Genomic DNA, 24,462 nt, shown 5'->3' with positions numbered 1-24,462 from the left:
TACTCGAAATGCGTCGGCTGCCACCTCTGCTCCCTGGTCTGCCCCTGCGGCTACATCCAGATGGGCATGGGCGACGGGCTGTAAATTGGGCGTCATCGAAACCTGAAAAGAGCGAAACACTATGATGGACGATATGATCCCGATGGTCGAGAAGGCCATCGAAACCTCCTCGCACTGGCCGGACAACGGCTGGCCGGTCGCCTTCGGAAACCGGCAGGTCGAGGTGAGCAGCCTCAAGGCCGCCGAGTCGCTGCCCAAAAACGCCGTCTATCGCGAAGAGGCGATCAACTACTGGCGGCAGGCCCGCCTGACGGGCAACGACACTGCCGAGTCCGGCAAGAAAGCCCTCGAAGCGCTGAAAAAAGGAAATCTTGCTGATGTCCATGATGCCCTGTATCTTTGCCAGTACCTCGAACTGCCTTTCGAGGCAGCGGCCAAAACCTGGCGTCCGGTTTACGAGGCGTTCATGGCCAAGTGTGCTTGACCCTCGTGTTTGGACATTGCTTCAAGTTCGCCGGTCTCCAGAAGGCCGGCGCGCTGTTTTGAATGACACAACCTCTTATTCTGCAATCTTATGACGAGAGCGTGGGAACAGATAGTAAAAGAGAACCGGAAAACCCTGCTCGATCGGTGGAGTTCGTCGGTCGTGGCGATGCTGCCCGGCGGCGCGAGCCACGGCTCACTGGTCGCCGCGGCGATTTCTGAGGAGCTGGGTGCTCTGCTCGATGCCGTGACGGACCCTTCCGCGCAGGCTGCCGAGCCGATCATGCGCATCACCCGGATCCTTGCCATCCAGGATATTCCGCCTTCCAGATCACTGTCGATCCTTTTTATGCTGAGGGGGCTGATCGAAGAGCTTCCGGCCGAGTGCGATCATCCGTGCCGCGACCGCCTCGAAGCGTTAACCCTCCAAGCCTTTGACAGCTACATGAAGCACCGCGAAACCATCTGCCAGATCAAATTTGACGAGGGCCGCCGGAATATGCACATGGCGCTCAGGAGGGCCGAGGCATGAAAAAAGTGCTGAATCCGCTGATTGCGGTGATCGTGTTGGCCCTGATTCCCTACGCTGGAATCACCTACGGCAAGCTCGACTATGTTTTCGCTATCGTCATTCCCTACGCCGCGGCGGCAATTCTCGTACTCGGAATGCTTTTCCGGCTGGTGGACTGGATCAGAAGGCCGGTCCCGTTCAACATTCCGACCACCTGCGGTCAGGAGCAGTCGCTCGACTGGGTCAAGACCAACCCGCTGGAATGCCCGTCAAATCCTTTCATGGCCGCGATGCGGGTGCTCTCCGAAGTTTTTCTGTTCCGCTCACTGTTCCGCAATACCAAAGCCGAACTGCATAGCGGCCCGAAACTCGTGTATGGTTCGCACAAATGGCTCTGGCTTGGCGGTCTGGCGTTTCACTGGTCGATGCTCGTCATCGTCGTTCGCCACGCGCGATTTTTCCTTGAAACCCTGCCGATGCCGATCGGGTTGCTCGAATCCTTCGACAGCTTCCTCGATGTGACCGTGCCGGCATTCTACATCACCGACGCCATCGCGCTTGCCGCCATCACCTTTCTGGTGCTGCGCCGTCTGTCGGATGAAAAGATGCGCATCCTTTCACTCTCGACCGACTATTTTCCACTGTTCCTTTTCGGCGCAATCGCCGTCATCGGCATCAGCATGCGCTACGTGACCAAGGTTAACGTCATGCCGGTCAAGTCGCTGGCCATGACGCTGGCTCACTTCGGTTTCGACGCGCCCGAGCCGATCGGCGTCCTGTTCTATATCCACCTCTTCCTGGTTTGCGTGTTGCTTGCGTACATTCCGTTCAGCAAGCTGGTGCATATGGGCGGAATTTTCCTCAGCCCGACGCGCAACCTGCCGAACAACAGCCGCGCCTGGCGGCATGTCAATCCATGGAACCCCGATATCAAGTTCCGGACTTATGCCGAATACGAAGACGAGTTCCGCGAAAAAATGAAAAAGGCGGGTCTTCCGGTCGAAAAGCAATAATTAATTATGTCCAATAAATACGCCCTCAAACCAGACGAACTCAAAAAAGAGTTCGAACAAAAGAAGCCGCGGCTCCTCAAGGGGGAGTTTGCAGGCAAGGACTGGTGGGATTTGCCGGTGGAGTTCCGCGACGGCAACTGGTGTTTTCCCGCCAAGCCGGAAGTGCTCGATGACCTGCATTTCGCGAACCCGAGAAAATGGGCCGCCACCGACAAGGACTGGCAGCTTCCCGCAGGATGGGAAAAGACCATCCGCGACGGTATGAAGGATCGCCTGAAGCGGTTTCGCTCGTTCAAGGTTTTCATGGACAGTTGCGTACGCTGCGGCGCATGCGCCGACAAGTGCCACTTTTTCCTCGGCACGGGCGACCCGAAGAATATGCCGGTGCTTCGCGCCGAGCTGTTGCGTTCGGTCTATCGCAACGATTTCACCGGGTTGGCGAAAATCCTGAAGAATTTTTCGGGATCGAGGACGCTCACGGCGGACGTGATCAAGGAGTGGCACATGTATTTCAATCAGTGCACCGAGTGTCGCCGCTGTTCGGTCTTCTGCCCGATGGGCATCGACACCGCCGAGATCACCATGATGGCGCGCGAGCTGCTCAATCTCATCGGCGTGAACAACAACTGGATTCTCGCGCCGGTGGCCAACTGCAACCGCACGGGTAACCACCTCGGCATCGAGCCGCACACCTTCGAGCAGAACATCATGTCGATGGTGGATGACATCGAGGATGTGACCGGCGTCAAGGTCAATCCCACCTTCAACCGCAAGGGGGCGGAGATTCTCTTCATCACGCCATCGGGCGACGTTTTCGGCGATCCCGGCGTCTATACCATGATGGGCTACTTGCTGCTTTTCCACCACATCGGTCTCGACTACACCATCAGCACCTACGCTTCGGAGGGTGGCAACTTCGGTATGTTCACCTCGAACGAGATGATGAAGAAGATCAACGCCAAGATGTACCACGAGGCGAAGCGTCTCGGGGTGAAGTGGATTCTTGGCGGCGAGTGCGGCCACATGTGGCGCGTGGTGCATCAGTACATGAACACCATGAACGGCCCGGCGGACTTTCTCAAGGAGCCGGTTTCGCCAATCACGGGCACGAAGTTCACCAACGCGAAAGCGACGAAAATGGTGCACATCGCCGAGTTCACCGCCGATCTCATCAAGCACGGCAAGCTGAAGCTCGATCCGAAACGCAACGATCACCTGCGCACCACCTTCCACGACTCCTGCAATGTCGCCCGCGGCATGGGGATGCTCGAAGAGCCGCGCTACGTGCTCAACAAGGTGTGCAATGTCTTTCACGAAATGCCGGAGAACACCATCAGGGAGCAGACCTTCTGTTGCGGATCGGGCAGCGGCCTGAACGCCGAGGAGTTCATGGACACCCGCATGAGAGGCGGTTTCCCGCGAGCCAGCGCCGTGGCGCACGTTCGAGAGAAGCACAAGGTCGATTCGCTGGTCACCATCTGCGCCATCGACCGCGCGAGCCTTCCGGCGCTGATGCGCTACTGGAATCCGGGCGTGACGGTTTACGGCCTGCACGAGCTGGTTGGCAACGCGCTCATCATGAAGGGAGAAAAAAAGAGAACCGAAGACCTGAGAGAGAATCCGATGGCCGGATTCGGGGAGGACGACGACGATGAATAAGTTCAGTCAGTTACTTGCAGCCATCGCCGCGGGCCTCGCTGTTTTCGTGGCGGCATGGTTCTTCATCCAGGCTGGTCATCATGGCTCGGTGCCGGCGATAGCCGCCGATGCCGTCGCGCCCGCCGCGGCCTCGCCCGCGAAAGGCGCTCCGATCGACAGCTCGAAGTGCATCCTGCCGACCGACTACATGCGGGCGCATCACATGCAGGAACTCAACAAGTGGCGCAAGGATTCGGTGCGCGATGGAAATCGCACCTTCGTCAATCCCGAAGGCGCTCACTTCGACAAGAGCCTGAACACCTGCATGGGTTGTCACGGCTCGAACCCGATGTTCTGTTTTATGTGTCACGAGTATGCCAATGTCAAGCCGACATGCTGGAACTGTCATCTGTCGCCGATGGAGGTGCCGCAATGAGTCAAAACCGTAGAGAATTTCTGAAAAAGGCGGGGCTTGGCGCTCTCGCCGGCCTGGGCGCTGCCGCGGGTCTGTTCCCGGCGTTCGCGCTCGAACAGACCGATATGTCGAGCTTTACCGACAAACCCGTGCCGGGCAAGGTGCGCTGGGGTATGCTGATCGATACCCGCAAGTGCCTCGGCAACTGCACCGAGTGCATCGTCCGCTGCCACCACGACCACAACGTGCCGGACTTCGGCAAGTCGAAGAGCGAGGTGAAGTGGATATGGAAGAGCGGCTACGAAAACGCTTTCCCGACCGCCAGCACACAGTTCCAGAATCCCGAGGTGCTGGAGCGGCAGGTGCTGACGCTCTGCAATCACTGCTCCGAGCCGCCCTGCACCAAGGCCTGCCCGACCGAGGCGACCTTCAAGCGCTGGGACGGCATCGTCTCCATCGACTACCATCGTTGCATCGGCTGCCGCTTCTGCATGGCCGCCTGCCCGTACGGCTCGCGCAGCTTCAACTGGGAAGACCCGCGTCCGAAAGTCAAGGAGCTGAGCACCGCCTATCCGACGAGAATGCGCGGCGTGGTCGAGAAGTGCAACTTCTGCTCGGAGCGGCTCGTCAAGGGCGAGCTTCCGGCCTGCGTCGTCAGTTGCGCGGAGAATGCGCTCACCTTCGGCGATCTGAACAAGCCCGATTCGGAGATTCGCAAGCTGCTCGCCGCGAACGAAACCATGCAGCGCAAGCCGGAACTCGGTACGCTGCCGTCAGTCTTTTACATCATCTAACCATAAGCCATGATCGAGAAAGCGCTCAAAGGAGGCCGCGGCTACTGGACATGGGTAGCCTTCCTGCTCGTCGTCATCGGGCTAGGAGTGACGGCGTACGCCCGCCAGATGACCATCGGTCTCGGCGTCACCGGCATGGGCCGTGACATAAGCTGGGGCGTCTATATCGCCCAGTTCACCTTTCTGGTCGGGGTGGCCGCCTCGGCCGTGATGCTGGTGCTGCCGTACTACCTGCACAACCAGAAGGCCTTTTCGAAAATCGTCATCGTCGGAGAGTTCTTGGCCGTTTCGGCGGCGCTCATGTGCATGCTCTTCATTCTGGCCGACATGGGCCGCCCCGATAGGGTGCTCAACGTGCTGCTCTATCCCTCGCCGCACTCGATGGTCTTCTGGGACGTCATGGTGCTCAACGGCTATCTGCTGCTGAACCTCGTCAGCGGTTGGGCCGTGCTCGGCGCGGAGCGCAAGGGCGTGGCTCCCGCGCCGTGGGTGAAGGCGCTGATCTACCTTTCGATTCCGTGGGCCTTCAGCATCCACACGGTGACGGCGTTTCTGTTCGCCGGTCTGCCGGGCCGCCACCTCTGGCTTACCGCCGTGCTCGCGCCGCGATTCCTCGCCTCGGCCTTCGCCGCCGGCACGGCCATTCTGATTCTGCTCACCTTCGTCCTGAAGCGGTTCGCCAAATTCGACGCCGGTCAGGAGCCGCGCCTCAAGCTCGCCGTTCTCAGCTCCTACGCCGGGCTGGCCAACCTCTTTTTCCTCGGAACGGAGTTCTTCACGGCCTTCTACAGCAACATTCCGGCGCACAAGCACAGCTTGCAGTACCTCTTTTTCGGCTTCGAAGGTCACGCGCCGCTCGTGCCCTTCATGTGGTTCTCGCTGATCACCGGCATCATTTCGGTGAGCGTGCTGCTTTCGCCGCCGCTTCGCCGCAAGAATGGCGCGCTCATCGCGGCCTGCATCGGTCTTGTCGTCTCCATCTGGATCGACAAGGGCATGGGTCTCGTCTTCGGCGGATTCGTGCCGACGCCGCTCGAAGCGATTGTCGATTACATGCCGACCGCCACCGAAATTTCGGTCACGCTTGGCATCTGGGCCATCGGCCTGCTCGTGCTGACCATGCTGCTCAAGACCGCCATCGCCGTCAAAACGCAGGAGTGAGTCTGTCCAGACCAGCGTGAATTCGGGATAAAACGGACCCCACAGCATCTCTTCACTGGCCCCGGCGCGGGAACTGAACCTGCGCCGGGGCCGTTGTTTATCGTCAAAATGGACGCATCAATGAAAGTGTTTCTGCCGCTCAACATCCGGGTGGACAACAAGAAGATTCTCTTCGTCGGCGGCGGCAAGATCGCCCTGCACAAGATTCAGACCATCGAGAAATATACCCGGGACATCACCATCGTCTCGCCCGAAATCATCGACGAACTCAAGGGCAAGGGGTTCACGGAAATCTATAAAACCTATGAGCCGAGCGACCTTGACGGTGCGTTCCTCGTCTATGCCAGCACGAACGTCGAGGAGGTCAACCGCCGTGTGCGGGATGACGCCGAGGCGCGGGGCATCTTGGTGAACGTGGTGGACAACCGCGAGCTTTCCGGCTTCATCTCTCCGGCGATCATCAAGCAGGGCGAGATGACCGTCGCCGTCTCCTCCAACGGCCAGAATGTCAAGAAGTCCGTGGAGTGGCGCAACCGCCTCCGCCAGTTCGTCAACGAAACCTGGCCGGACGATAACCCCTAATTTCGCAAGGAAGTATCCGCAATGACCGATTCAACTCATACAGAACCCTCGCTGGTGCAGAGTCCGGCGCGAAAAGGGTACGTCTATATCGCGGGCGCGGGGCCGGGCGATCCCGAACTGCTCACCCTCAAGGCCGACCGGGCGCTTCGCGAGGCGGACGTGATCCTCTTCGACGACCTCGTGCTGCCGCAGATGCTCGAACCCTACAGGGCCGAGAAGATCTATACCGGCAAGCGCAAGGACAGCCACCACTTCGAGCAGGAGGAGATCAACCAGGAGATCGTGCGCCATGCGCTCATGGGGCGCACGGTCGTCCGGCTGAAGGGCGGCGATCCCTTCATCTTCGGGCGGGGCGGCGAGGAGATCGACACCCTGCGCCAGCACGGCATCGAGTACGAGATCATTCCCGGCATCACGGCGGCGCACGGCGCGAGCGCCTACACCGAAATTCCGCTGACGATGCGCAAGGTCTCCTCGTCGGTGGCCTTCTGCACCGGCCACCCGATCAGCAAGATTCAGGCTCCCGACACCGACACTATCGTCTATTACATGGTCGCCTCCTCGGTGCACGACGTGCTCGACGCGGTGGCGGCAAAAGGGCGGAGCGGCGAGACGATGGTGGCCGTGGTGCAGAACGCCACGCGCTACAACCAGAAGATTTTCACCGGCACACTCGACGAGTTCCGCAAGCGCGACAGGGCGGTCTATTCCCCGGCGCTGCTCATCATCGGCGACAGCATCAGCCAGTTTATCGAGAGTAACTGGTACTCGCGTAAAAAGAAAGTGCTCATGACCGGCGAAGCACCGAAAAAATATACGCCAGCCGACTACATCACCGTGCCCTTCCCTTGCCAGCAGGTGGCGGGCGCAGACCTCGGCGCGGTGAAAGCCAGCATCGAGGGGATCGACCAGTTCTCGGTGCTCTTCTTCCAGAACCGCTTCGCCGTGCGCTACTTTTTCAAATATCTCTTCGAGCATGGCCGCGACGTCCGCCATCTGGCGCATTTGACCATCTGCGCCTCGAACCGCTCGGCGGCCACGGAGCTTCAGGAACACGGCATCATTGCCGATTGCCGACTCGAAGCGGAAACGCCGACCAGCATCGGCGAGATGCTGCGCAATCAGGGGCTGACCGGCCAGCGCATTCTCCTGCCGGGCGCGGAGCACGTCGATGAGCTGGTGGCCGGGCAGTTGCGCGAAGGCGGCAACCAGGTCACGCCGCTCGTCGTCTATGCGCACGGAGCGCAGGATCACGTCGAAGCTATCGACCTCGATTTCATCGACGAAATCTACTTCGCCTCGGCGGAGTGCGTACAGAAATTCCGGGAGATGTACGAGTCCATTCCATCCAGAATTACGATCACTCCGGCTGACGAGCGGACGGCGGAGGAAGTCAGGACGCAGTTTGGCGGCTGATCAGGCAGGAACACATTTCCGCGCCTTCGGTTCTCTCTGAAAGAATCGTCCTGCTTTTGCCGACCTCTGCCGGGCAGGAGAGGTTGTTTCTTTGCTGATTTTGCGCTAATTTTTTCGAGTGATTTTAACCCGATAAGACAAGATGGGGCGTTGATTGTGTCCTTAGTAATTTACAGATAAGGAGTTGTGATGACTGAATTCGAGCAACAACCATTTTTCGATGCGGAATTCTCGGAAAATCCCGAACAGCGTTGTCCAGTAATTTTATTGCTGGACACCTCCTATTCAATGAGTGGTAAACCGATTTCCGAATTGAACGAGGGGCTGGCGACGTTGCGGCAAGAACTTATGAATGATTCAATGGCCGCAAAGCGTGTAGAGCTGGCGATGGTTACTTTCGGGCCTGTAGAGATCAAATCAGATTTTGCCACAGTAGATCATTTTTATCCCGAAACGCTGGTGGCGAACAACGCAACCCCGATGGGCGAGGCGATTGTGACTGGGCTCGATTTGCTCCGCCAGCGGAAGGACCGCCTTCATGAAAATGGTATCAAGTATTATCGCCCGTGGGTGTTTCTGATTACCGATGGAGCACCTACTGACAGTTGGGCTGAAGCAAAACGGCGTGTTCACGAAGGCGAAGAACGCAAGGAGTTCATGTTTTACGCCGTTGGCGTGGAACAAGCGGATATGGGTGTTCTTGGGCAGATCGCGACGCGCCAGCCGCTCAAGCTGAAAGGACTGGCCTTCAAGGAATTGTTCAAATGGTTGTCCAGTTCCCTTAGCGCCGTTTCGCAGTCAAACCCCGGTGATGCCGTTCCGCTTGACAACCCGACTGCCCCGGATGGTTGGGCTGTAGCCGGGTAACGCCGTGGCTTGGCGGTGGGCGTCCGCATCTGTAATCGGCACGTCCCATATTCAAAATGGCGACAGGTTACAAGATGCTTGTGCTGTTTCGGAGTTGCGCAATGGCTGGATTTTCGCTGTTGTGTCGGATGGGGCAGGCAGCGCTAAATTCGGAGCATATGGCGCTTGGCTTACGTCCCGTTTTCTTTCCGTACGATTCCGCGAATGGGTTCATGAAAATACCGAGTTGCCGACCGATGAGGAGTTGTGGTACTGGATAGATGAACTGAGAGACAGGATATACGCAATAGCAGCCCGACGGGGAACCATCCCCCGGCAATTTGCCGCAACGCTGGCGGCAATCGTTGTCGCTCCAGAAGAAGCGGTTACTCTGCACATCGGCGATAGCGCCATTGTCGGGAGAAAAGGTGGCGAATGGGATGTGCTTTGCTGGCCTGAGAACGGCGAATACGCATCCAGCACCTACTTTGTCACCGATGACCCTGAACCGCGCTTGAACATTATCCGTCACCCGCGAGAACATAGTGCCTTCGCGCTGTTTTCTGACGGCGTGGGCGATCTGGCGTTGTCACATCTGGAACGGGCTGCGTATAAACGGTTTTTCAATCCGATGATACGACCGGTCGATGTCGCATCGGGCGAGGGACGCCTGGTCGATCTTTCAGCAAAGCTGGAGACTTATCTTGGTAGTCCATTGGTGTGTGATCGCACTGACGATGACAAAACGCTGATTCTTATTTCCAGGGTATGACCGTGCAGGAAATCATCATCGGAAATGATCGGGTTTCAGTTACCGAGTTGATCGGCAAGGGTGGCGAAGGCGAAGTCTACGCGATAAAAGGGCATTCTGGTCTGGCCGTCAAAATCTACAATACCAGTCTGCGCGCTAAACGCGAAGCCAAAGTCCGGGCGATGGTAGCCGATGGACTTGCCGTCAAAACCGACCTTATTGCCTATCCAGGTGACGTAGTGACTGACCGTCGCGGAAACTTCCTCGGTTTTGTTATGCGGTTTGTGTCGGGATATCGACCGCTACATGAGCTATACAGCCCGAAGTCCCGCCAGCGCCATTTCCCGAAGGCTGACTATCGTTTCATTGTCCATGCCGCGCTAAACGTCGCACGTGCCGTTGGGAAGGTGCACCAGACCGGATGTGTCATCGGCGACCTGAACCATTCCGGTGTGCTTGTGGCGCAGGACGCGACTGTTGCCCTGATTGATGCAGACAGCTTTCAGTTCAGCCTGAACGGTAAATCCTACCCTTGTGTTGTTGGTGTTCCCGATTTCACGCCGCCCGAACTGCATGGGAAGAACCTCGCATCCGTTCGGCGAACGATAGATCACGACAACTTCGGGCTGGCCGTTGCGATCTTTCACCTTCTGTTTATGGGCCGTCACCCATACGCAGGGCGTTATAACGGGCCAGATATTTCGATGGGCGATGCCATTGCCCAGAACCGCTTTGCCTTTTCTCTCACCCGACAAGTTGCAACTCAGACAACCCCACCGCCGGGAGCATTGACGCTTGATATGTTTCCGGATTCTATAGTTGTCGCATTCGAGAATGCATTTGGGCTGACACCAAGAGCACGTCCTGGCGCACTGGACTGGATTCAGGCTCTGAACAGACTTGAAGGCGCACTGAACCACTGTAGCAAGGTCAAAACGCACTTCTACCCGGCCAATGCCAAAGGCTGCATTTGGTGCAAGCTGAAAGGCAATAGCAATTTTGACATGTTTCCGGATACGACCTTCATTGCACCGGGCATACCAGTCGATCCGCTCGGTACGGAACAGGCAATCCGCGAAATTTTGGTGTTTCGCTTCCCTGCTGTTGCAGACTTGCTTCCCGCTGTGGCTACGCCGTGTGGTGCAAGTAATGCGCTTCGTAAAGCAAGAAGCAGAAAGCGTAAGCGCGCCTTGTTTGGCGTACTTATGATGGTTGGAGCCGTAGCCGGTTTCATCTATGCCGTCCCGGCGTGGTTATTGTGGATTGGTTTGGCAATCTTGGGGTGGAATACCTTCATTTACCGTGAAGTTGATGCCGGCCGTTTCCAGAAAGCCTTCAAGGATGCAGATGAACTCGTGCAGCGCGAGTTAAACGCTTTTGTTCAGCGCAACGGCATGACCGAGGTTGTGAAGGTGCGCGGTGATTTGGATGCCACTCTCGCTGCTTACAAAGGCAATGACGACGCGCTTGCGCGTGAGTTGATGATGATGAAGTCCAACCGTGAGGCGCGTCAGCGACAGGCGTATCTTGACCGTTTCCCGATACGTAATGCGAACATTTCTGGCATTGGCCCGGTTAAGACCGCGACGCTCATATCATTCGGTATTGAGACCGCCGCCGATGTTAACCAAACTGCCGTCCTGCGCATTCCCGGATTTGGTGAAGTGATGACAGGACGGCTTATGGCATGGCGGCATGGGCATGAGTCCCGATTCAGGTATGACCAGAATCAGAATGCGCAAGACGTTGCCGAAGAAAGAGCATTGAGGGGACGGTTCGCTACGGAAAAGGCTAAGCTGGAATCTACGATCCGAAACGGGCTGGGTACTCTGTTAAACGCTAAGGCTCGCCTTGACTCGCTATCGGCAAAGGCCAAAGACGATAGGGCACTTACCGAAGCGCTCACAATTCGAGCGCAAGCCGAACAAGACCTGCGAGAGTTGGGCGCATCTGTTCCAACTTCCACAGTGGCACTGAGGTGATGCTTCCACAGAGAGCTGTCCGGGCGCAGGGAGCTGTCCTGCGGCAGTTGCACGCATGGCTGAAAGAGAAAGACCCGAGTTTCGGCGGCCTGATTCGGGTGCAGAACAAGCGCAACGAGTTCCTCTGGGTGCATCCGATGTTCGAGGGGGAGTATTGATGCAGCCCGCTTCCTCGGGGGCTTCGAGCGGTGGTACAGGGCGATGCGTGCCGGTCGCTGTCCGGGTCGAAGCATCCGGCACGGTGATGACCTCAGGCCGGTTCGGGGTGAACGGTTTTCCTCGCATCCGGCTCTGAGCCGGGTTCCCTCTTTTCGTAGGGCTTTGCCTGGCTGAGCAGCGCGATGTAGATCAGGTCGAACAGGCAGCTCAGCGAGCCGATGACGAGCAGCAGGTTGTTCGGGCCATCGAGCGCTTCAGCGCCCAGAACGCCGTACAGAATGGTCAGCGCCAGCGAGCCGGTCAGCTTCGCCACGGCGATGATCATGCTTTGCGCTTTCCGGCGCTTTCTGCGGGCGAGCATGGCGATAAAGAGCAGCGACATCACAAAGTTTTGCATGACAGCCGTGTAGGCAAGCCCCGGAGAGATGCCGAACTGCATGATGACAGTACTGTGCAGAATAAAAGCTACAACGATCACCAGCAGGCTCCACGGCACAAACCACCCTTCACCCGGATTTTCAGGAAAGTGCCTGCCGCCGAATTTGACCCAGGTGTAAAAGACGAGAATATCGAGCGCGATCCGGACGGCAATGATGACTACCGGCAGCGAGGCCCCTTCGATTTTCCCCACGAGGAGCGTGTGTATCACCGCCCACGAGAAATTGAGTCCGATCACCCACACAGGAATCGCGTACCCTTTGTCGCGCAGACCGACGCGCGCGGCTTCGGCATAGAGCGCAATTCCGCTCAACCCGCCCAGGAGGATCAGCAATGTCGAATAATCCTGCGTACTCTCCATGTTTCACGACATTCGGGTTGAAAGAGGATAAAGGCGCTGAAGGGGGTTGAGAAGGAGAGTATCGCCGCGCCGCGCTTTTACAACGCGCCAACGTCAATGAGCGTTACCCTGTCTGGATTTCCGTTTTCAGGGCGATCTCTTCGAGGATGGCGCTGACGCGGATGCAGTTGAACATTTCACCGGCATAGACGATCGAACGACCTTTGGTGTGCACCTCCCAGGTGTGTTTTTCGGCAATGGCTCGCGGACAGCGAACGGCTTTGATGATCTGAAAGATCACCTCGTCGAAGGTGTGGTCGTCGTCATTGAAGAGCACCACGCGCCAGGAGTCGAGCGTATCGACATCGGCGACAAGTGTTTCGGTCCTGGTATCGGAATCGTTGCCCGTGGCGAGCCGGATCATGATGATGGGTATCGTTTTTACCTGAAATTGAGCTGTAATTTATAAAGAGACGGGCTTTTCAGCAAGTCTGGGGTCTCAGGCCGAAACCACTGCCTCCACCGCGCCAAAAGAGAAGCGTTCCGGCGAGATTTCCAGACGGCAGCGCGCCCCGACCGGCAGGGTCATCAGTTCGCGGATGTGGCCGTAAGAAAGTCCGGTCATCACCGGTGCCTCCTGGTGCATCCGGTTTGCGTAATAGGTGAAAATTTTGTCGAAGCGATAGTCGCGGTTTTCGTCGGCGGAATTTTTGCTGAACTGGCCGAACATGAGGCCCCGGCACTTCTGCGCCAGACCGGCGTTGAAGAGGTGCGAGAGCATCCGGTCGATGCGGTAGGCCGGTTCGTTGACATCTTCGGTGAAGAGCAGGCTACCGCTGAACGCCGGCAGGTACGGCGTTCCAACCAGCGAGGAGAGTACTGAGAGATTGCCGCCGATCAGCCGCCCGGTGACAGCGCCGGGCTTGACGCAACCGATAACGTGGTCGCTGAAATTGCCGAGGCTCTTCGCGTAGCCCGGATCGGTAAGCACTCCCCAGAGGTGCTCTTCGGTATAGCTGTTCGGCTCTACAAGGTCAGTTGCGGCCATGGGGCCGGAAAAGTTGACGAGGCCGGTTTTTCTGAAGACGGCCAGCGAAAGCGCCGTGATGTCGGAGTAGCCTACGAGGATTTTCGGATTGGCGGCGATCAGGGCGTAGTCGATCCGGTCGAGCAGCCGCGTGGCTCCGGCTCCGCCGCGAAGGCAGAAGATGGCGCGGACGTCGCGGTCGGCGAACATCTGGTGAAGATCGTGAAGCTTGTAGCGGTCGGTATGCGCGGGATCGTGTTCAGAGCGGTTCAGGTACAGGGAGGTTTTGACCCTGTAGCCGCTTTGCTCGAGGTACGTGACGGCTCGTTCTATTTTTTCCGGCTCGGCGCAGGTTGATGATGGCGAGATCAGGCCGATGACCTCTCCCCTGCGGAGCGCTTTGGGGATCAGAATTTTCATGAATGCAAAAAAACATCAGCAACACTCCGAGGCGCTGCTGATGTTTTTTTCATGCGGTTATGCTTCCGTGGGTCAGGAGACGTCCTCGGTAAGCAGAATTGCCTTGTTGCCGCTCACCTCGAAGAATCCCCCTTCAATCTGGAACGAATCTTCAGACTTGTCTGAAAGAGAGAGCCGCACCTTGCCGCTTTTGAGCGCGGCGAGCAGGGGGGCGTGACCTTTCATAATCTGAAACAATCCGTCCAGGCCCGGAGCGATGACGCTGGTCACCTCTCCCGAAAAGAAAAGCTTCTGCGGCGTTACAATATCGAGCTTAAAGGCTTTGTCTGAACTTGCCATGTCTTGCCGTTGGTTTAGAGCGTTTTAGCTTTGGCGACCGCCTCTTCGATAGTGCCGACCAGGTAGAAAGCTGCTTCCGGAAGGTTGTCGTGACGGCCTGCGATGATCTCCTTGAAGCCCTTGATGGTGTCTTCGAGCTTGACGTACTTGCCGGCCAGACCGGTGAACGCCTCGGCCACGAAGAAGGGCTGCGACAGGAAGCGCTGCACCTTGCGGGCGCGGGCGACCACGAGCTTGTCGTCATCGCTCAGCTCGTCCATACCGAGAATGGCGATGATGTCCTGCAAGTCCTTGTAGCGCTGGAGAATCTGCTTGACGGCCTGGGCGGTGTCGTAGTGATCGTCGCCGATGACGTTTGGATCGAGGATTCGCGAGGTCGAATCGAGCGGATCCACGGCGGGGTAGATGCCCAGCTCGGCGATCTGACGCGAAAGCACGGTCGTGGCGTCGAGGTGGGTGAACGCGGTGGCCGGGGCAGGGTCGGTAAGGTCATCGGCAGGGACGTAGATGGCCTGCACCGAGGTGACCGAACCTTTCTTGGTGGAGGTGATTCTGTCCTGAAGCTCACCCATCTCGGTGCTGAGGGTCGGCTGGTAGCCCACGGCGCTCGGCATACGTCCGAGAAGCGCGGACACTTCGGAGCCTGCCTGGGTGAAGCGGAAGATGTTGTCGATGAACAGAAGCACGTCACGACCCTCTTCATCACGGAAGTATTCGGCGATGCTCAGGCCGGTCAGGGCGACGCGCGCACGTGCTCCCGGAGGCTCGTTCATCTGGCCGAACACGAGTGCGGTTTTGTCGATAACGCCAGACTCCATCATCTCGTGCCAGAGGTCGTTTCCTTCGCGGGTGCGCTCGCCGACGCCGGCAAATACCGAGAAACCGGACTGTTCTTTGGCGATATTGTTGATAAGCTCCATGATAAGCACGGTCTTGCCGACGCCTGCGCCGCCGAACAAGCCGGTTTTGCCGCCGCGCGAGTACGGTTCGAGAAGGTCGATAACCTTGATGCCGGTTTCGAACATCTCGGCCTTGGTCGAAAGCTCATCAAATTTGGGAGCGGTGCGATGGATGGAGTAGGATTTCTTTGAAAGTACAGGGCCTTTGCCATCAATGGGATCGCCGACAACGTTCAGCATTCTGCCGAGCACCTCTTCGCCTACCGGTACCTGGATCGGTTTGCCGGTGTTTTTGGCGCTCATGCCCCTGACCAGGCCATCTGTTCCCTCCATGGCGATTGCGCGAACGCGCTCTTCGCCGAGGTGCTGCTGCGTTTCGAGAACCAGTTTCGAGCCATCCTGGCGGGTGACCGTGAGGGCATCGAGGATAGACGGAAGCTGTCCTTCAGCAAAGTCAACGTCAACGACAGGTCCGATGATCTGGGAAATCTTACCTTCTTGCATGGTATTCTTCAATATGGGATTTTGGTTGCAATCAAACGTTTGGCGGCGAAGCCGTGCGACTCCGTTCTCAGGTTCTGTTCCGATTACCCGACTCGGGTTGTCGGCATAAGCGAGCCACCTGAGGGACTTGAACCCACGACCTACTATTTACGAAACAGTTGCTCTACCAACTGAGCTAAGGTGGCTTGAATCGGCCTTTCCCGCTCTTAAGCGGAAAAATTCGAGACGAAATATAGCTTATTTGTTCTCAAAACGCAAAGAAATATCAGGGACGAACCAAGGGGAATCGCGCCGGGATTCTTATATTATAAATCAGAACTATTTATCGTTTGTGATCATTAAGCATGTCAGGATTTACCGTCTATTTACCGTCTATTTACCGTCATCTAAAGAATCACTATGAAAAGAGTTCCCTCCCGTTTTGCCGCCATTATGGCAGCGCTCATGGTTTTTGCAGCTTCTTTCACCTTTTCAGGGCAGGCCAGCGCTGCTCCGTCGCCCGCGCCCTCTTTTTCGGGCGTGACCGTTGACGGCAAGCCCTTCTCCTCGTCCTCCCTCAAGGGCAAGGCCTATATCGTCAATTTCTTCGCCACCTGGTGCCCGCCCTGCCGGTCGGAGATTCCCGATATGGTACAGGTTCAGAGAGCCTGGGCGGCTAAAGGCTTCACCTTTGTCGGCATTGCGGTCAACGAGAAGGTTCCGAACGTGAAGAATTTCATGAGACAGAACGGGATGACCTGGCCGGTGCTCATGGCCACTCCTGAGCTGATCCGGGCCTTCAACGGCCACATCGATGGCGGCATCACCGGCATTCCGACCACCTTTGTCATCGATGCCTCCGGCAAGTTGACCGGCGTGATTGTCGGGCCGAGAAGCAAGGCGGAGTTCGACCAGATCGTCAGAACGGCGCTCAGCGCAAAGACGGCTAAAAAATGACCAGGCTTTTTTGTCCGCTTAGATATTTTTGCACACTTAGATAGTCAACATGCCTGATTCCAGATGCCCCGGGGGAATTTCCTGCCGGGGCGCGTTGTTTCAGGCCTTTCAATCAGCAACACTCTCAATAATCGATTTTCAGCAATTATGGAACCGATCCCAATCAATGCGCCAGATTATGTCAAGAACCTGAAACTTCTCCAGTGGGTCAAAGAGACCGTTGCGCTGTGCCAGCCCGATTCGGTTTGCTGGTGTGACGGATCGACCGAGGAGTACGACCGCCTGTGCGAGGAGATGGTCAACAGCGGCACCTTCATCAAACTGTCGGAACAGAAGCGTCCGAACAGCTACCTCTGCCGTTCCGATCCGAGTGATGTGGCCAGGGTGGAGGATCGAACCTTTATTTGCAGCATTCGCCGCCAGGATGCGGGGCCGACCAACAACTGGGTCGCTCCAAAAGAGATGAAGGCGACGCTGAACAAGCTCTTCACCGGCTGCATGAAGGGGCGCACCATGTATGTCATTCCGTTCAGCATGGGGCCGCTCGGCTCGCACATCGCGCACATCGGCGTCGAGATCACCGATTCGCCCTACGTCGTCACCAACATGCGCATCATGACGCGCATGGGTCGCCAGGTGCTCGAACTGCTCGACGAAGAGGCGGAGTTCGTGCCCTGCCTGCACTCGGTCGGCGCGCCGCTCGAACCGGGCCAGGCGGATGTGCCGTGGCCCTGCAACGACACCAAGTACATCGTCCACTTCCCGGAAGAGCGCTCCATCGTCTCCTACGGCAGCGGCTACGGCGGCAATGCGCTGCTTGGCAAAAAGTGCTTCGCCCTGCGTATCGCCTCCTCGATGGCGCGCGACGAGGGGTGGCTCGCCGAGCACATGCTCATCCTCGGCGTCGAGTCGCCGGAGGGTGAAAAAGATTATGTTGCGGCGGCCTTCCCCAGCGCCTGCGGCAAGACCAACTTCGCCATGATCATTCCGCCGGGCGAGATGGAGGGGTGGAAGATCACCACCGTCGGCGACGACATCGCCTGGATCAAGCAGGGCAAGGATGGACGCCTGCACGCCATCAATCCGGAGTATGGCTTTTTTGGCGTGGCTCCGGGCACCTCGGACAAGAGCAATCCGAACGCGATGGCCACCCTTCACGCCAACTGCATCTTCACCAACGTGGCGCTCACCCCCGACGGCGACGTCTGGTGGGAGGATATGACCGACACGCCCCCGGAATACCTCATCGACTGGCAGGGCAAGCCCTGGGTTCCAGGATGCGACCGCCCGGCGGCCCACCCGAACGCCCGCTTCACCGCTCCGGCCAGTCAGTGCCCCGTGATCGATCCCGCTTGGGAAAATCCCGAGGGTGTGCCGATTTCGGCCTTCATTTTCGGCGGGCGGCGCGGCGACACCATTCCGCTGGTCTATCAGTCCTCGAACTGGTATTACGGCGTTTACATGGCGGCCACGATGGGTTCGGAAAAGACCGCCGCCGCGGCGGGCAAGGTCGGCGACGTGCGTCGCGACCCCTTCGCCATGCTGCCATTTTGCGGCTACCACATGGGCGACTACTTCAACCACTGGCTCCATGTCGGGCGAACGCTCTCCGATCCGCCAAGGATTTTCATCGTGAACTGGTTCCGCAAGGACGAGAACGGCAAGTTCCTCTGGCCCGGATTCGGCGACAACATGCGGGTGCTCAAGTGGATGATGGGGCGTGTGCACGGACGTTCCGGCGCGGTGGAAAGCCCGCTTGGCTGGATGCCGAGATATGAATCGCTCGACTGGCGGGGTCTGGACGGATTCACCAGCGACAAGTTTTCAAAGCTCATGTCGGTGGATCGCGAAGCGTGGAAGCAGGAGCTTTTTTCACACGAGGAGCTGCTTGAAAAGCTTTACGACAGGCTTCCCAAAGAGTTCACGCACATCCGCGAGCTGTTGCTTTCGACGCTCTGGATGTCTCCGGAGCATTGGGAACTTGCGCCCGAACTCTACTCCGCCGAGTCTTGAGTTCATCGGAGCATCAGTCATACACGAAAAAAAGCGGGCAGCGATGTCCGCTTTTTTTATGGTATAGCGTTTTGTTTGCCCGGCAAGTGTTGCGGAATCGATAATATTGCCATATATTCAATCAGTTATATAGTCATATATCGCATTCCCGTCTGATTGCTGTTGTTTATTCATGTTGCCCCATGCGCGTTTCGAGTCTGACAGTCGGCGGTTACGGAAAAGAAGTTTCATGGCAGGCCGTGCAGGCCAGCCTCGCTGATCCGGATTATCAACCCGGCACTTCCTCATATCCTGCATGATCGACCGGCGCTTGCCCGCCTTCATTGGGCTGCCGAGGTCACGGGCATTGGGTTGGCCGCAAGCATCAAACCTCAACTCACTGACATCATGATTCGAAAAACCGCATGTTCGGCTGTGGCTCTTCTTGTGCTCATCGGAGCCACGCCCGCTTTCGCCACCAACGGTATGAACCTCGAAGGGTACGGCGCCAAATCGATGGCCATGGGCGGCACCGGCTCAGCCTACGACACCGGTAACTCCGCCGTCATGAACAACCCGGCAACCCTCGGCTTCATGAAGGAGGGAACATCGGAGATAGGCTTCGGCATCCGGGGTCTGCATCCCGACATCTCGCTGGACAACAACGGCATTACCGACAAGTCGGACGCGACCGCGTTCTTCATGCCCTCGATGTCCTACATGCGCCGCGACGGACGGATCACCTGGGGCGTCGCCATGCTCGCCCAGGGCGGCATGGGCACCGACTACGGCAACGACTCGCCGATGTTCGCTAAAGGGCATTCGATGATGGATCCGAATCCTGATCATTTTGTTGATATGAGCGGTGAGGATATCAGGAGCGAGGTCGGCGTGGGGCGCATCATGTTTCCGGTGGCTTACAATCTGACCGACAAAACGAAGCTTGGCGCATCGTTCGATGTCGTGATCGCCAGCATGGATTTGCAGATGGACATGGATGGACAGCACTTCGCAGGTCTGATGGCTGGTAACGGAGGTTCGGTCAGCGGTTTGATGCGAACTTCGTTAGAGACTATGATGGGGGGAATGATTACCGATGTCAATTATGCCCGGTTTGATTTTTCAAACGGCTCTCCCTTTGTGGGAAAAGCTGTAGGATACGGCACTGGCCTGAAGTTCGGTCTGACGCATCAGTTCAGCAAGGCGGTGACTATCGGCGCAAGTTATCATACCCAGACCAAGCTTTCCGATCTCGAAACCAGCAAGGCGACGCTATCATTTGACGGATCAGGAACGGCTTTTGGCGCCGGACCGGTTTCGGTGAATGGAAAAATCAAGGTGCGCAACTTTGAGTGGCCAGCAACGTTCGCTGCCGGTATCTCTGTCAAGCCGTCGGACAAGTTCATGATTGCCGGTGACGTCAAGTACATCGACTGGTCGTCCGTCATGGACAAATTCGAGATGACTTTTATAGCTGATAGTTCGAGCGCATTTGCCGGGCAGAATCTCGACGTCACGATGACGCAGAAGTGGAAGGATCAGACGATCTGGTCGATTGGCGCTCAGTACATGGCCACCGATAAACTCGCCCTTCGCGCAGGAGCCAGCTTCTCGACCAACCCGGTTCCCGACAAGTACCTCAATCCGCTCTTTCCGGCCATTACGACCAACCACTACACTTGCGGTTTCGGTTATCGCGTGAGTGACGCCACCAGCGTTGGCGCTGCGTTCAGTTGGGCGCCCAAGGTCGAGGCAAGCAACGGCGACAACACCGTGATTTCGCACAGCCAGACCAACTGGGCCCTGAACCTCACGCACCTGCTGTGAGGATTATGAATGATGAATTGAAATTTGGTGGGCTGAGTGTTTCTGGTATTCCGTCCACTCAGTCCACCAAGTCCACTTCGTCCACCGAGCCAGCTCAAACCACAAAAGGCTGCCTCGGCAACATGACCGGGCAGCCTCTTGTGGTCGCGGAATAAAGAGTTTCGCTCGACGCGGCTCAGTTCTCGTCGAGGGTGAAGCCGATTTTGCAGGTGACCTGCCAGTAGGCGACCTTCTGCTCTTCGACGTGGCAGCGGGTTTCGACCAACTCGACCCAGCGGATGTTCCGGATGGTTTCGGCGGCTTTGGTGACGGCGTTGTTCACGGCCTCTTCGATGCTGGTGGCTGAGGAACCGACGATTTCGAGTTTCTTATAAACGTGAGCGCTCATGGCGGTGTATGATTGGTTAGGTGAAGTAATGGATTGACCTTGAAAGAGATAGATGGTCACCACAGATGAAAATAAGCCTCTCCGTACGAAAAAATTCCCCGTGACCGATTTTTTCCTGAGAAATGGAACCCGTGGCCAATTTTCAGTTGCATCGTGACGTTCCGGACGATCTCGTCGGGAAGCATTGCGTTCAGCTCGTTCGCAATGAACCTGGAGTGTCGTGCGATACTTTCCGGGACTCTGAATTTTTCAATGTTGCCCACAAAACGATAGCATCATGAAACCAGAAGAAGACTCTCCGTTTTTTTACCGCTGCCATCTCAAGGCTTCACGCAAAGCGCCGGATGCCAAAAGCGAAAGCGCCGAACAGGGGCGTTCCGGTCAATCGTCATATTCCGACGCAGGCAAGCCGGAGGGAGCCGGTCGGCTGAATGATTCGCCCGATTATTCCGAACGCAATGCATCACGCGGCTTCGATGGCGACTGACGCCACGTCGTCCGACCGCCTGGGATTTTCGTCCGGCAATCACCCCATTTTCTTTTCGGGAGAGACCGCCCGGCGAGAAAAAGAAAATGAATCCGGTGTGGCGGTGAGGTCACACTGAACTTCTTGATTATCAACGCGTCATAAATCCTTGGGCATCGAGGATTCAATGGTTGACGAAGATGGATATTCCGACAGGCATGTTCCCCCGGGCCGTTTCACTCGATGAGTTTAGCGGCCCGGAGAATCATGGACGTCAAAGTCCGAGGGCGTGCATGAGGATCGGCACCGCGCAGACGCCGATGGCGACGTTCAGCGCTCCGCAGAGTTTCGTGATGATTGCGTTCTGCTTGTACCAGGTGAACGGCAGAAGAATCGTCAAGCCGTTGATGAGCAGAAGAACCGTCGCCAGAGGCCATATCTTGCCGAGCAGGATTGCCTTGTAGCTGAAAAGCGCGGTCATGAAGAAAATTCCGAGAAAGAAATGGGCATAGACGTTCTTGTCACCGGGATTGTAGAAGTGCATGGCCACGACAACCCAGAAGAGTCCGTAGGTTGCGAAAACGGTTCCCAGATAGACTCTGATTTCTGGCGGCACTCCTACGTCGAACAGGTAGATGCAGAGCGCAGTGAAAATCTGGGCGACGCCGCCGAACCAGAGCGCGACGTTTGCCAGATTTCTGCCCAGTGCGGCATGGTCCGTATCCTTGTTCACTCCGAATCCGAGCTGCTCGAGACCAAATACCCATACGGTCACCACAAGCCCGAATACGCCAATTGCTTCCGGATTTACTACATTCATCGGAAGTACTCCTTTTCCAGTTGTTAGAAAAATGAAGAAACGACAATGCGGCGTCCGGACTTCCTTTTCCTTGTGGGAATGGGCGTGTCCGGACACCGTGCGCGAATTTAGTTTTAATCGGTGTTAATTCTGATTTGTTTGTTTGCTCTCCGGATTGTATGACGTGTTAACTTTTGCCGCTTCCAGGAGTACTTGGGTTCGAAAAATGCCCGATACCCGAACACTGTGACCTTTGGGCTGAAAGTCAGTTACCGGATTGAATCCGATTGCCGTGATGGTTCTTTTTTCTACCTTTTCTCCTGCTTTGAGTTCCGTGTACGAATGACTGATGACTGACTACCTATGAGCGCTGTCGCTGACGAGCATCCTTCCGGGAAAAACGAAACATCCAACCTGCCAGCGCCCTCATCCGGCGGCGTGAAGGCGAAGCTGCTCGAAGCCTTTCCTCCTTTTGCAAGCCGGAGCTTCCGGCTCTATTTCGTGGGCCAGATCATTTCGATGATTGGCACGTGGATCGAGATCGTGGCGCAGGGGTGGCTGGTTTTCGATATGACCGGATCGGCGTTCTGGGTGGGCGTGGCGGCGGCGGCTTCGACCGTGCCGACCTTGCTCCTGTCGCTCTTCGGCGGGATGCTTGTCGATCGCTATCCCCGCAAGGCGGTGCTGCTCTGGTCGCAGGTTCTGCTGATGCTGCTCTCCTTCGTTTTCGGCGCACTCATTCTTGCCGGGCTGGCCACGATTCCGGTGATTCTCGTTCTCGCGTTTCTCATCGGCAGCGTCAGCGCGGTCGCCACTCCGGCCATTCAGGCATTCATCAGCGAAATCGTGGAGCGGCGTCACCTGCCGGTAGCGGTGGCGCTGAACTCCTCCATTTTCAACGCTTCGCGCGTGATCGGCCCGGTGCTGGCCGGGTTCATGATCACCTGGATCGGCACGGGCGGCGCGTTCATCGCCAACGGCATGAGCTTCATTGCCGTCATCGCCGCGCTGCTGGCTATCGAGCTGCCGCAATCGGCCCCGCGTTCGATAGCTCCGGAGCATCCGATCCAGTCGATCCGCGACGGCATCGCCTACGCCTGGCGGCATCCGATCATTCGCACGATCGTACTGTTCGTCGCCGTGGTCTCGATCTTTGGCTGGTCGTTCATGGCGATGCTGCCGGTGGTCGCCAAGCGGGTCTTCGGCATCGGGGCGGATGGCATGGGCTACCTCTACTCGGCCTTCGGTCTTGGCTCGCTCTGCGGCACGGTGGTGGTGTCGATGACGAGCGGCGGGGTGCGTGGCAGCATCAAGGTGATCGGCGGAGTGCTGACCTTCGCCTTTGGGCTGCTGGCGTTCACCTTCGCGACTTGGCTGCCGGTGGCGCTTGGCTGTCTGTTCATCTCCGGCCTCGGCATGTTGACCGCCTTCGCGACGATGACCGGCACGGTGCAGCGCCTCGTCGAAGACCGTTTCCGTGGGCGCGTCATGAGCATCTATCTGATGGTACTGCTTGGACTTATGCCATTCGGCAACCTCTTGATGGGTCTGCTTTCGGAGCATTTCAGCACCGCCGTGGCGCTCCGGACGGGCGCGATGGTCACCATCGCCGCCACGATTTTTCTGTTCATGTCGCGCAAGGAGATAACGCGGGCCTGGCAGGAGTACCGTTCAGCGAACGAACCATAGCCGGAACGCTTGGGGCGGCGGGGGCGTTGTGGGGAAAAACCGTGACCGATATGAGATCCTTCGCCATTCAGGTTTTTGTGATGCTGACGGCCTTATCCGCCTGTCTTGCCTCGCCAAAATCTTCGCCACCGAAACCGGACAACGCCATGAACAACGCCAGCCACCCGAACAATCCCTACTACTCCCGCACCGACACGACCCGGCTCGACCTGCCGGATTCCGTCTGGAAGCAGGTGCTCTCGCCTGAACTCTACGCCGTGGCGCGCCACGGGGAGACCGAACGGGCATTTACCGGGAAGTACTGGAATTACGAGGGACTCGGCACCTACTACTGCGCGGCTTGCGGCAACGAGCTGTTCCGTTCGGACGCCAAGTTCGCCAGCACGTGCGGCTGGCCGAGTTTTTTCGAAACCGTTCGTCCCGGCAGCGTCATCTATCGGCCAGACAACGCTTTCGGCATGGCGCGAACCGAGGTGCTTTGTGGACGGTGCGGCGCGCATCTCGGCCACCTCTTCGACGACGGCCCGCCGCCGACCGGTAAGCGCTTTTGCATGAACTCGATCTCGCTCGATTTCGAGCCGGACAAGCACGAAAAAGCGACGGCGCAGTGACCCCGCGGCGTGGTGGGCAGAGGCAGAAAAAATCGG

26 protein-coding genes and 1 tRNA gene are annotated in these 24,462 nt (G+C 57.5%); 19 read left to right on the top strand and 8 right to left on the bottom strand.

The genetic code is table 11. The features are described from left to right. Positions 1-124: 124 nt before the first annotated feature. The 13 genes from FGF66_RS02215 to FGF66_RS12545 all read left to right on the top strand — a co-directional run bounded on the left by FGF66_RS02215 (position 125) and on the right by FGF66_RS12545 (position 11,750). Positions 125-484 (top strand): hypothetical protein, encoded by a 360-nt coding sequence (locus FGF66_RS02215; protein ID WP_342779626.1) that lies wholly within the window; start codon positions 125-127, stop codon positions 482-484. 90 nt (positions 485-574) lie between these two features. Further along, the gene (locus tag FGF66_RS02210) at positions 575-1,015 is read left to right on the top strand and encodes an RsbRD N-terminal domain-containing protein (RefSeq protein WP_139456065.1); all 441 of its coding nucleotides are present in this window, start codon (positions 575-577) and stop codon (positions 1,013-1,015) included. Next, entirely contained in the window at positions 1,012-2,007 is a 996-nt protein-coding gene (gene dsrM / locus FGF66_RS02205) for a sulfate reduction electron transfer complex DsrMKJOP subunit DsrM (RefSeq protein ID WP_139456064.1), read from the top strand. Before FGF66_RS02210 ends, dsrM begins: the two co-directional genes overlap by 4 nt. Positions 2,008-2,013: 6 nt before the next feature. After that, positions 2,014-3,666, top strand: coding sequence for a sulfate reduction electron transfer complex DsrMKJOP subunit DsrK (dsrK, locus tag FGF66_RS02200; RefSeq protein WP_139456063.1), 1,653 nt, complete (start codon positions 2,014-2,016; stop codon positions 3,664-3,666). Beyond that, entirely contained in the window at positions 3,659-4,081 is a 423-nt protein-coding gene (gene dsrJ / locus FGF66_RS02195) for a sulfate reduction electron transfer complex DsrMKJOP subunit DsrJ (RefSeq protein ID WP_170181167.1), read from the top strand. The genes dsrK and dsrJ overlap by 8 nt, the downstream gene beginning before the upstream one ends. Next, positions 4,078-4,854 (top strand): sulfate reduction electron transfer complex DsrMKJOP subunit DsrO, encoded by a 777-nt coding sequence (gene dsrO / locus FGF66_RS02190; protein ID WP_139456062.1) that lies wholly within the window; start codon positions 4,078-4,080, stop codon positions 4,852-4,854. Before dsrJ ends, dsrO begins: the two co-directional genes overlap by 4 nt. Positions 4,855-4,863: 9 nt before the next feature. Beyond that, positions 4,864-6,015: a sulfate reduction electron transfer complex DsrMKJOP subunit DsrP gene (gene dsrP / locus FGF66_RS02185; protein WP_139456061.1), complete on the top strand. Its 1,152-nt coding sequence runs from the start codon at positions 4,864-4,866 to the stop codon at positions 6,013-6,015. Between the two features lie 120 nt (positions 6,016-6,135). After that, positions 6,136-6,597 (top strand): precorrin-2 dehydrogenase/sirohydrochlorin ferrochelatase family protein, encoded by a 462-nt coding sequence (locus FGF66_RS02180; RefSeq protein ID WP_170181166.1) that lies wholly within the window; start codon positions 6,136-6,138, stop codon positions 6,595-6,597. A 21-nt stretch (positions 6,598-6,618) separates the two neighbouring features. Continuing rightward, on the top strand, positions 6,619-8,013 hold the full coding sequence (cobA, locus tag FGF66_RS02175; RefSeq protein ID WP_139456060.1) for a uroporphyrinogen-III C-methyltransferase: 1,395 nt from the start codon (positions 6,619-6,621) through the stop codon (positions 8,011-8,013). 189 nt (positions 8,014-8,202) lie between these two features. Beyond that, positions 8,203-8,880 (top strand): vWA domain-containing protein, encoded by a 678-nt coding sequence (locus tag FGF66_RS02170; protein ID WP_139456059.1) that lies wholly within the window; start codon positions 8,203-8,205, stop codon positions 8,878-8,880. Positions 8,881-8,884: 4 nt separating this feature from the next. Continuing rightward, positions 8,885-9,631, top strand: a complete 747-nt coding sequence (locus FGF66_RS02165; RefSeq protein WP_139456058.1) for a PP2C family serine/threonine-protein phosphatase — start codon at positions 8,885-8,887, stop codon at positions 9,629-9,631. Next, a complete protein-coding gene (locus FGF66_RS02160) occupies positions 9,628-11,592 on the top strand; it encodes a protein kinase domain-containing protein (protein ID WP_139456057.1) in 1,965 nt (654 codons plus the stop codon). The genes FGF66_RS02165 and FGF66_RS02160 overlap by 4 nt, the downstream gene beginning before the upstream one ends. Then, a complete protein-coding gene (locus FGF66_RS12545) occupies positions 11,592-11,750 on the top strand; it encodes a hypothetical protein (RefSeq protein ID WP_170181165.1) in 159 nt (52 codons plus the stop codon). Before FGF66_RS02160 ends, FGF66_RS12545 begins: the two co-directional genes overlap by 1 nt. A 92-nt stretch (positions 11,751-11,842) precedes the next feature. On the opposite strand, the gene FGF66_RS02155 is transcribed toward FGF66_RS12545, so the two are convergent. The 6 genes from FGF66_RS02155 to FGF66_RS02130 all read right to left on the bottom strand — a co-directional run bounded on the left by FGF66_RS02155 (position 11,843) and on the right by FGF66_RS02130 (position 15,903). Continuing rightward, positions 11,843-12,550 (bottom strand): transmembrane-type terpene cyclase, encoded by a 708-nt coding sequence (locus tag FGF66_RS02155; protein ID WP_139456056.1) that lies wholly within the window; start codon positions 12,548-12,550, stop codon positions 11,843-11,845. Positions 12,551-12,653: 103 nt separating this feature from the next. Next, positions 12,654-12,953, bottom strand: coding sequence for an ATP-dependent Clp protease adaptor ClpS (locus FGF66_RS02150; RefSeq protein WP_139456055.1), 300 nt, complete (start codon positions 12,951-12,953; stop codon positions 12,654-12,656). 75 nt (positions 12,954-13,028) lie between these two features. Next, entirely contained in the window at positions 13,029-13,976 is a 948-nt protein-coding gene (locus tag FGF66_RS02145; RefSeq protein ID WP_139456054.1) for a S66 peptidase family protein, read from the bottom strand. Positions 13,977-14,048: 72 nt separating this feature from the next. Then, positions 14,049-14,315, bottom strand: a complete 267-nt coding sequence (gene atpC / locus FGF66_RS02140; RefSeq protein ID WP_139456053.1) for an ATP synthase F1 subunit epsilon — start codon at positions 14,313-14,315, stop codon at positions 14,049-14,051. A 14-nt stretch (positions 14,316-14,329) separates the two neighbouring features. After that, a complete protein-coding gene (atpD, locus tag FGF66_RS02135; protein WP_139456052.1) occupies positions 14,330-15,718 on the bottom strand; it encodes a F0F1 ATP synthase subunit beta in 1,389 nt (462 codons plus the stop codon). 112 nt (positions 15,719-15,830) lie between these two features. Beyond that, a tRNA-Thr gene (locus tag FGF66_RS02130) sits at positions 15,831-15,903 on the bottom strand. A gap of 214 nt (positions 15,904-16,117) precedes the next feature. On the opposite strand from FGF66_RS02130, the gene FGF66_RS02125 reads away from it, so the two are divergent. The 3 genes from FGF66_RS02125 (at position 16,118) to FGF66_RS02115 (ending at position 20,473) form a co-directional block, all read left to right on the top strand. After that, positions 16,118-16,654, top strand: a complete 537-nt coding sequence (locus FGF66_RS02125; RefSeq protein WP_139456051.1) for a TlpA family protein disulfide reductase — start codon at positions 16,118-16,120, stop codon at positions 16,652-16,654. Positions 16,655-16,801: 147 nt separating this feature from the next. Further along, entirely contained in the window at positions 16,802-18,667 is a 1,866-nt protein-coding gene (locus FGF66_RS02120) for a phosphoenolpyruvate carboxykinase (GTP) (protein ID WP_139456050.1), read from the top strand. Between the two features lie 387 nt (positions 18,668-19,054). Next, positions 19,055-20,473 (top strand): OmpP1/FadL family transporter, encoded by a 1,419-nt coding sequence (locus FGF66_RS02115; RefSeq protein ID WP_139456049.1) that lies wholly within the window; start codon positions 19,055-19,057, stop codon positions 20,471-20,473. A gap of 175 nt (positions 20,474-20,648) precedes the next feature. Here FGF66_RS02115 and FGF66_RS02110 read toward each other — a convergent pair whose 3' ends face one another. Continuing rightward, complete coding sequence (locus FGF66_RS02110) at positions 20,649-20,861, bottom strand: dodecin (protein ID WP_139456048.1); 213 nt, start codon at positions 20,859-20,861, stop codon at positions 20,649-20,651. Between the two features lie 277 nt (positions 20,862-21,138). On the opposite strand from FGF66_RS02110, the gene FGF66_RS02105 reads away from it, so the two are divergent. Beyond that, on the top strand, positions 21,139-21,348 hold the full coding sequence (locus tag FGF66_RS02105; RefSeq protein ID WP_139456047.1) for a hypothetical protein: 210 nt from the start codon (positions 21,139-21,141) through the stop codon (positions 21,346-21,348). A gap of 253 nt (positions 21,349-21,601) precedes the next feature. On the opposite strand, the gene FGF66_RS02100 is transcribed toward FGF66_RS02105, so the two are convergent. Further along, positions 21,602-22,147: an acetate uptake transporter family protein gene (locus FGF66_RS02100; RefSeq protein ID WP_139456046.1), complete on the bottom strand. Its 546-nt coding sequence runs from the start codon at positions 22,145-22,147 to the stop codon at positions 21,602-21,604. A 342-nt stretch (positions 22,148-22,489) separates the two neighbouring features. Between FGF66_RS02100 and FGF66_RS02095 the strand changes: the two genes are divergently transcribed. Both FGF66_RS02095 and msrB read left to right on the top strand, forming a co-directional pair. After that, positions 22,490-23,815, top strand: coding sequence for an MFS transporter (locus tag FGF66_RS02095; protein WP_139456045.1), 1,326 nt, complete (start codon positions 22,490-22,492; stop codon positions 23,813-23,815). Between the two features lie 146 nt (positions 23,816-23,961). Next, positions 23,962-24,426 carry a peptide-methionine (R)-S-oxide reductase MsrB gene (gene msrB / locus FGF66_RS02090; RefSeq protein WP_246046503.1) on the top strand — a complete coding sequence of 155 codons (465 nt, stop codon included), beginning with the start codon at positions 23,962-23,964 and terminating at the stop codon, positions 24,424-24,426. Positions 24,427-24,462 lie beyond the last annotated feature (36 nt).

The organism is Chlorobaculum thiosulfatiphilum (assembly GCF_006265165.1).
GTDB classification, from domain to species: Bacteria; Bacteroidota; Chlorobiia; order Chlorobiales; family Chlorobiaceae; genus Chlorobaculum; species Chlorobaculum thiosulfatiphilum.
Note: the sequence above shows the minus strand (reverse complement) of the source record. Positions and strands in the feature narration are given on the sequence as shown.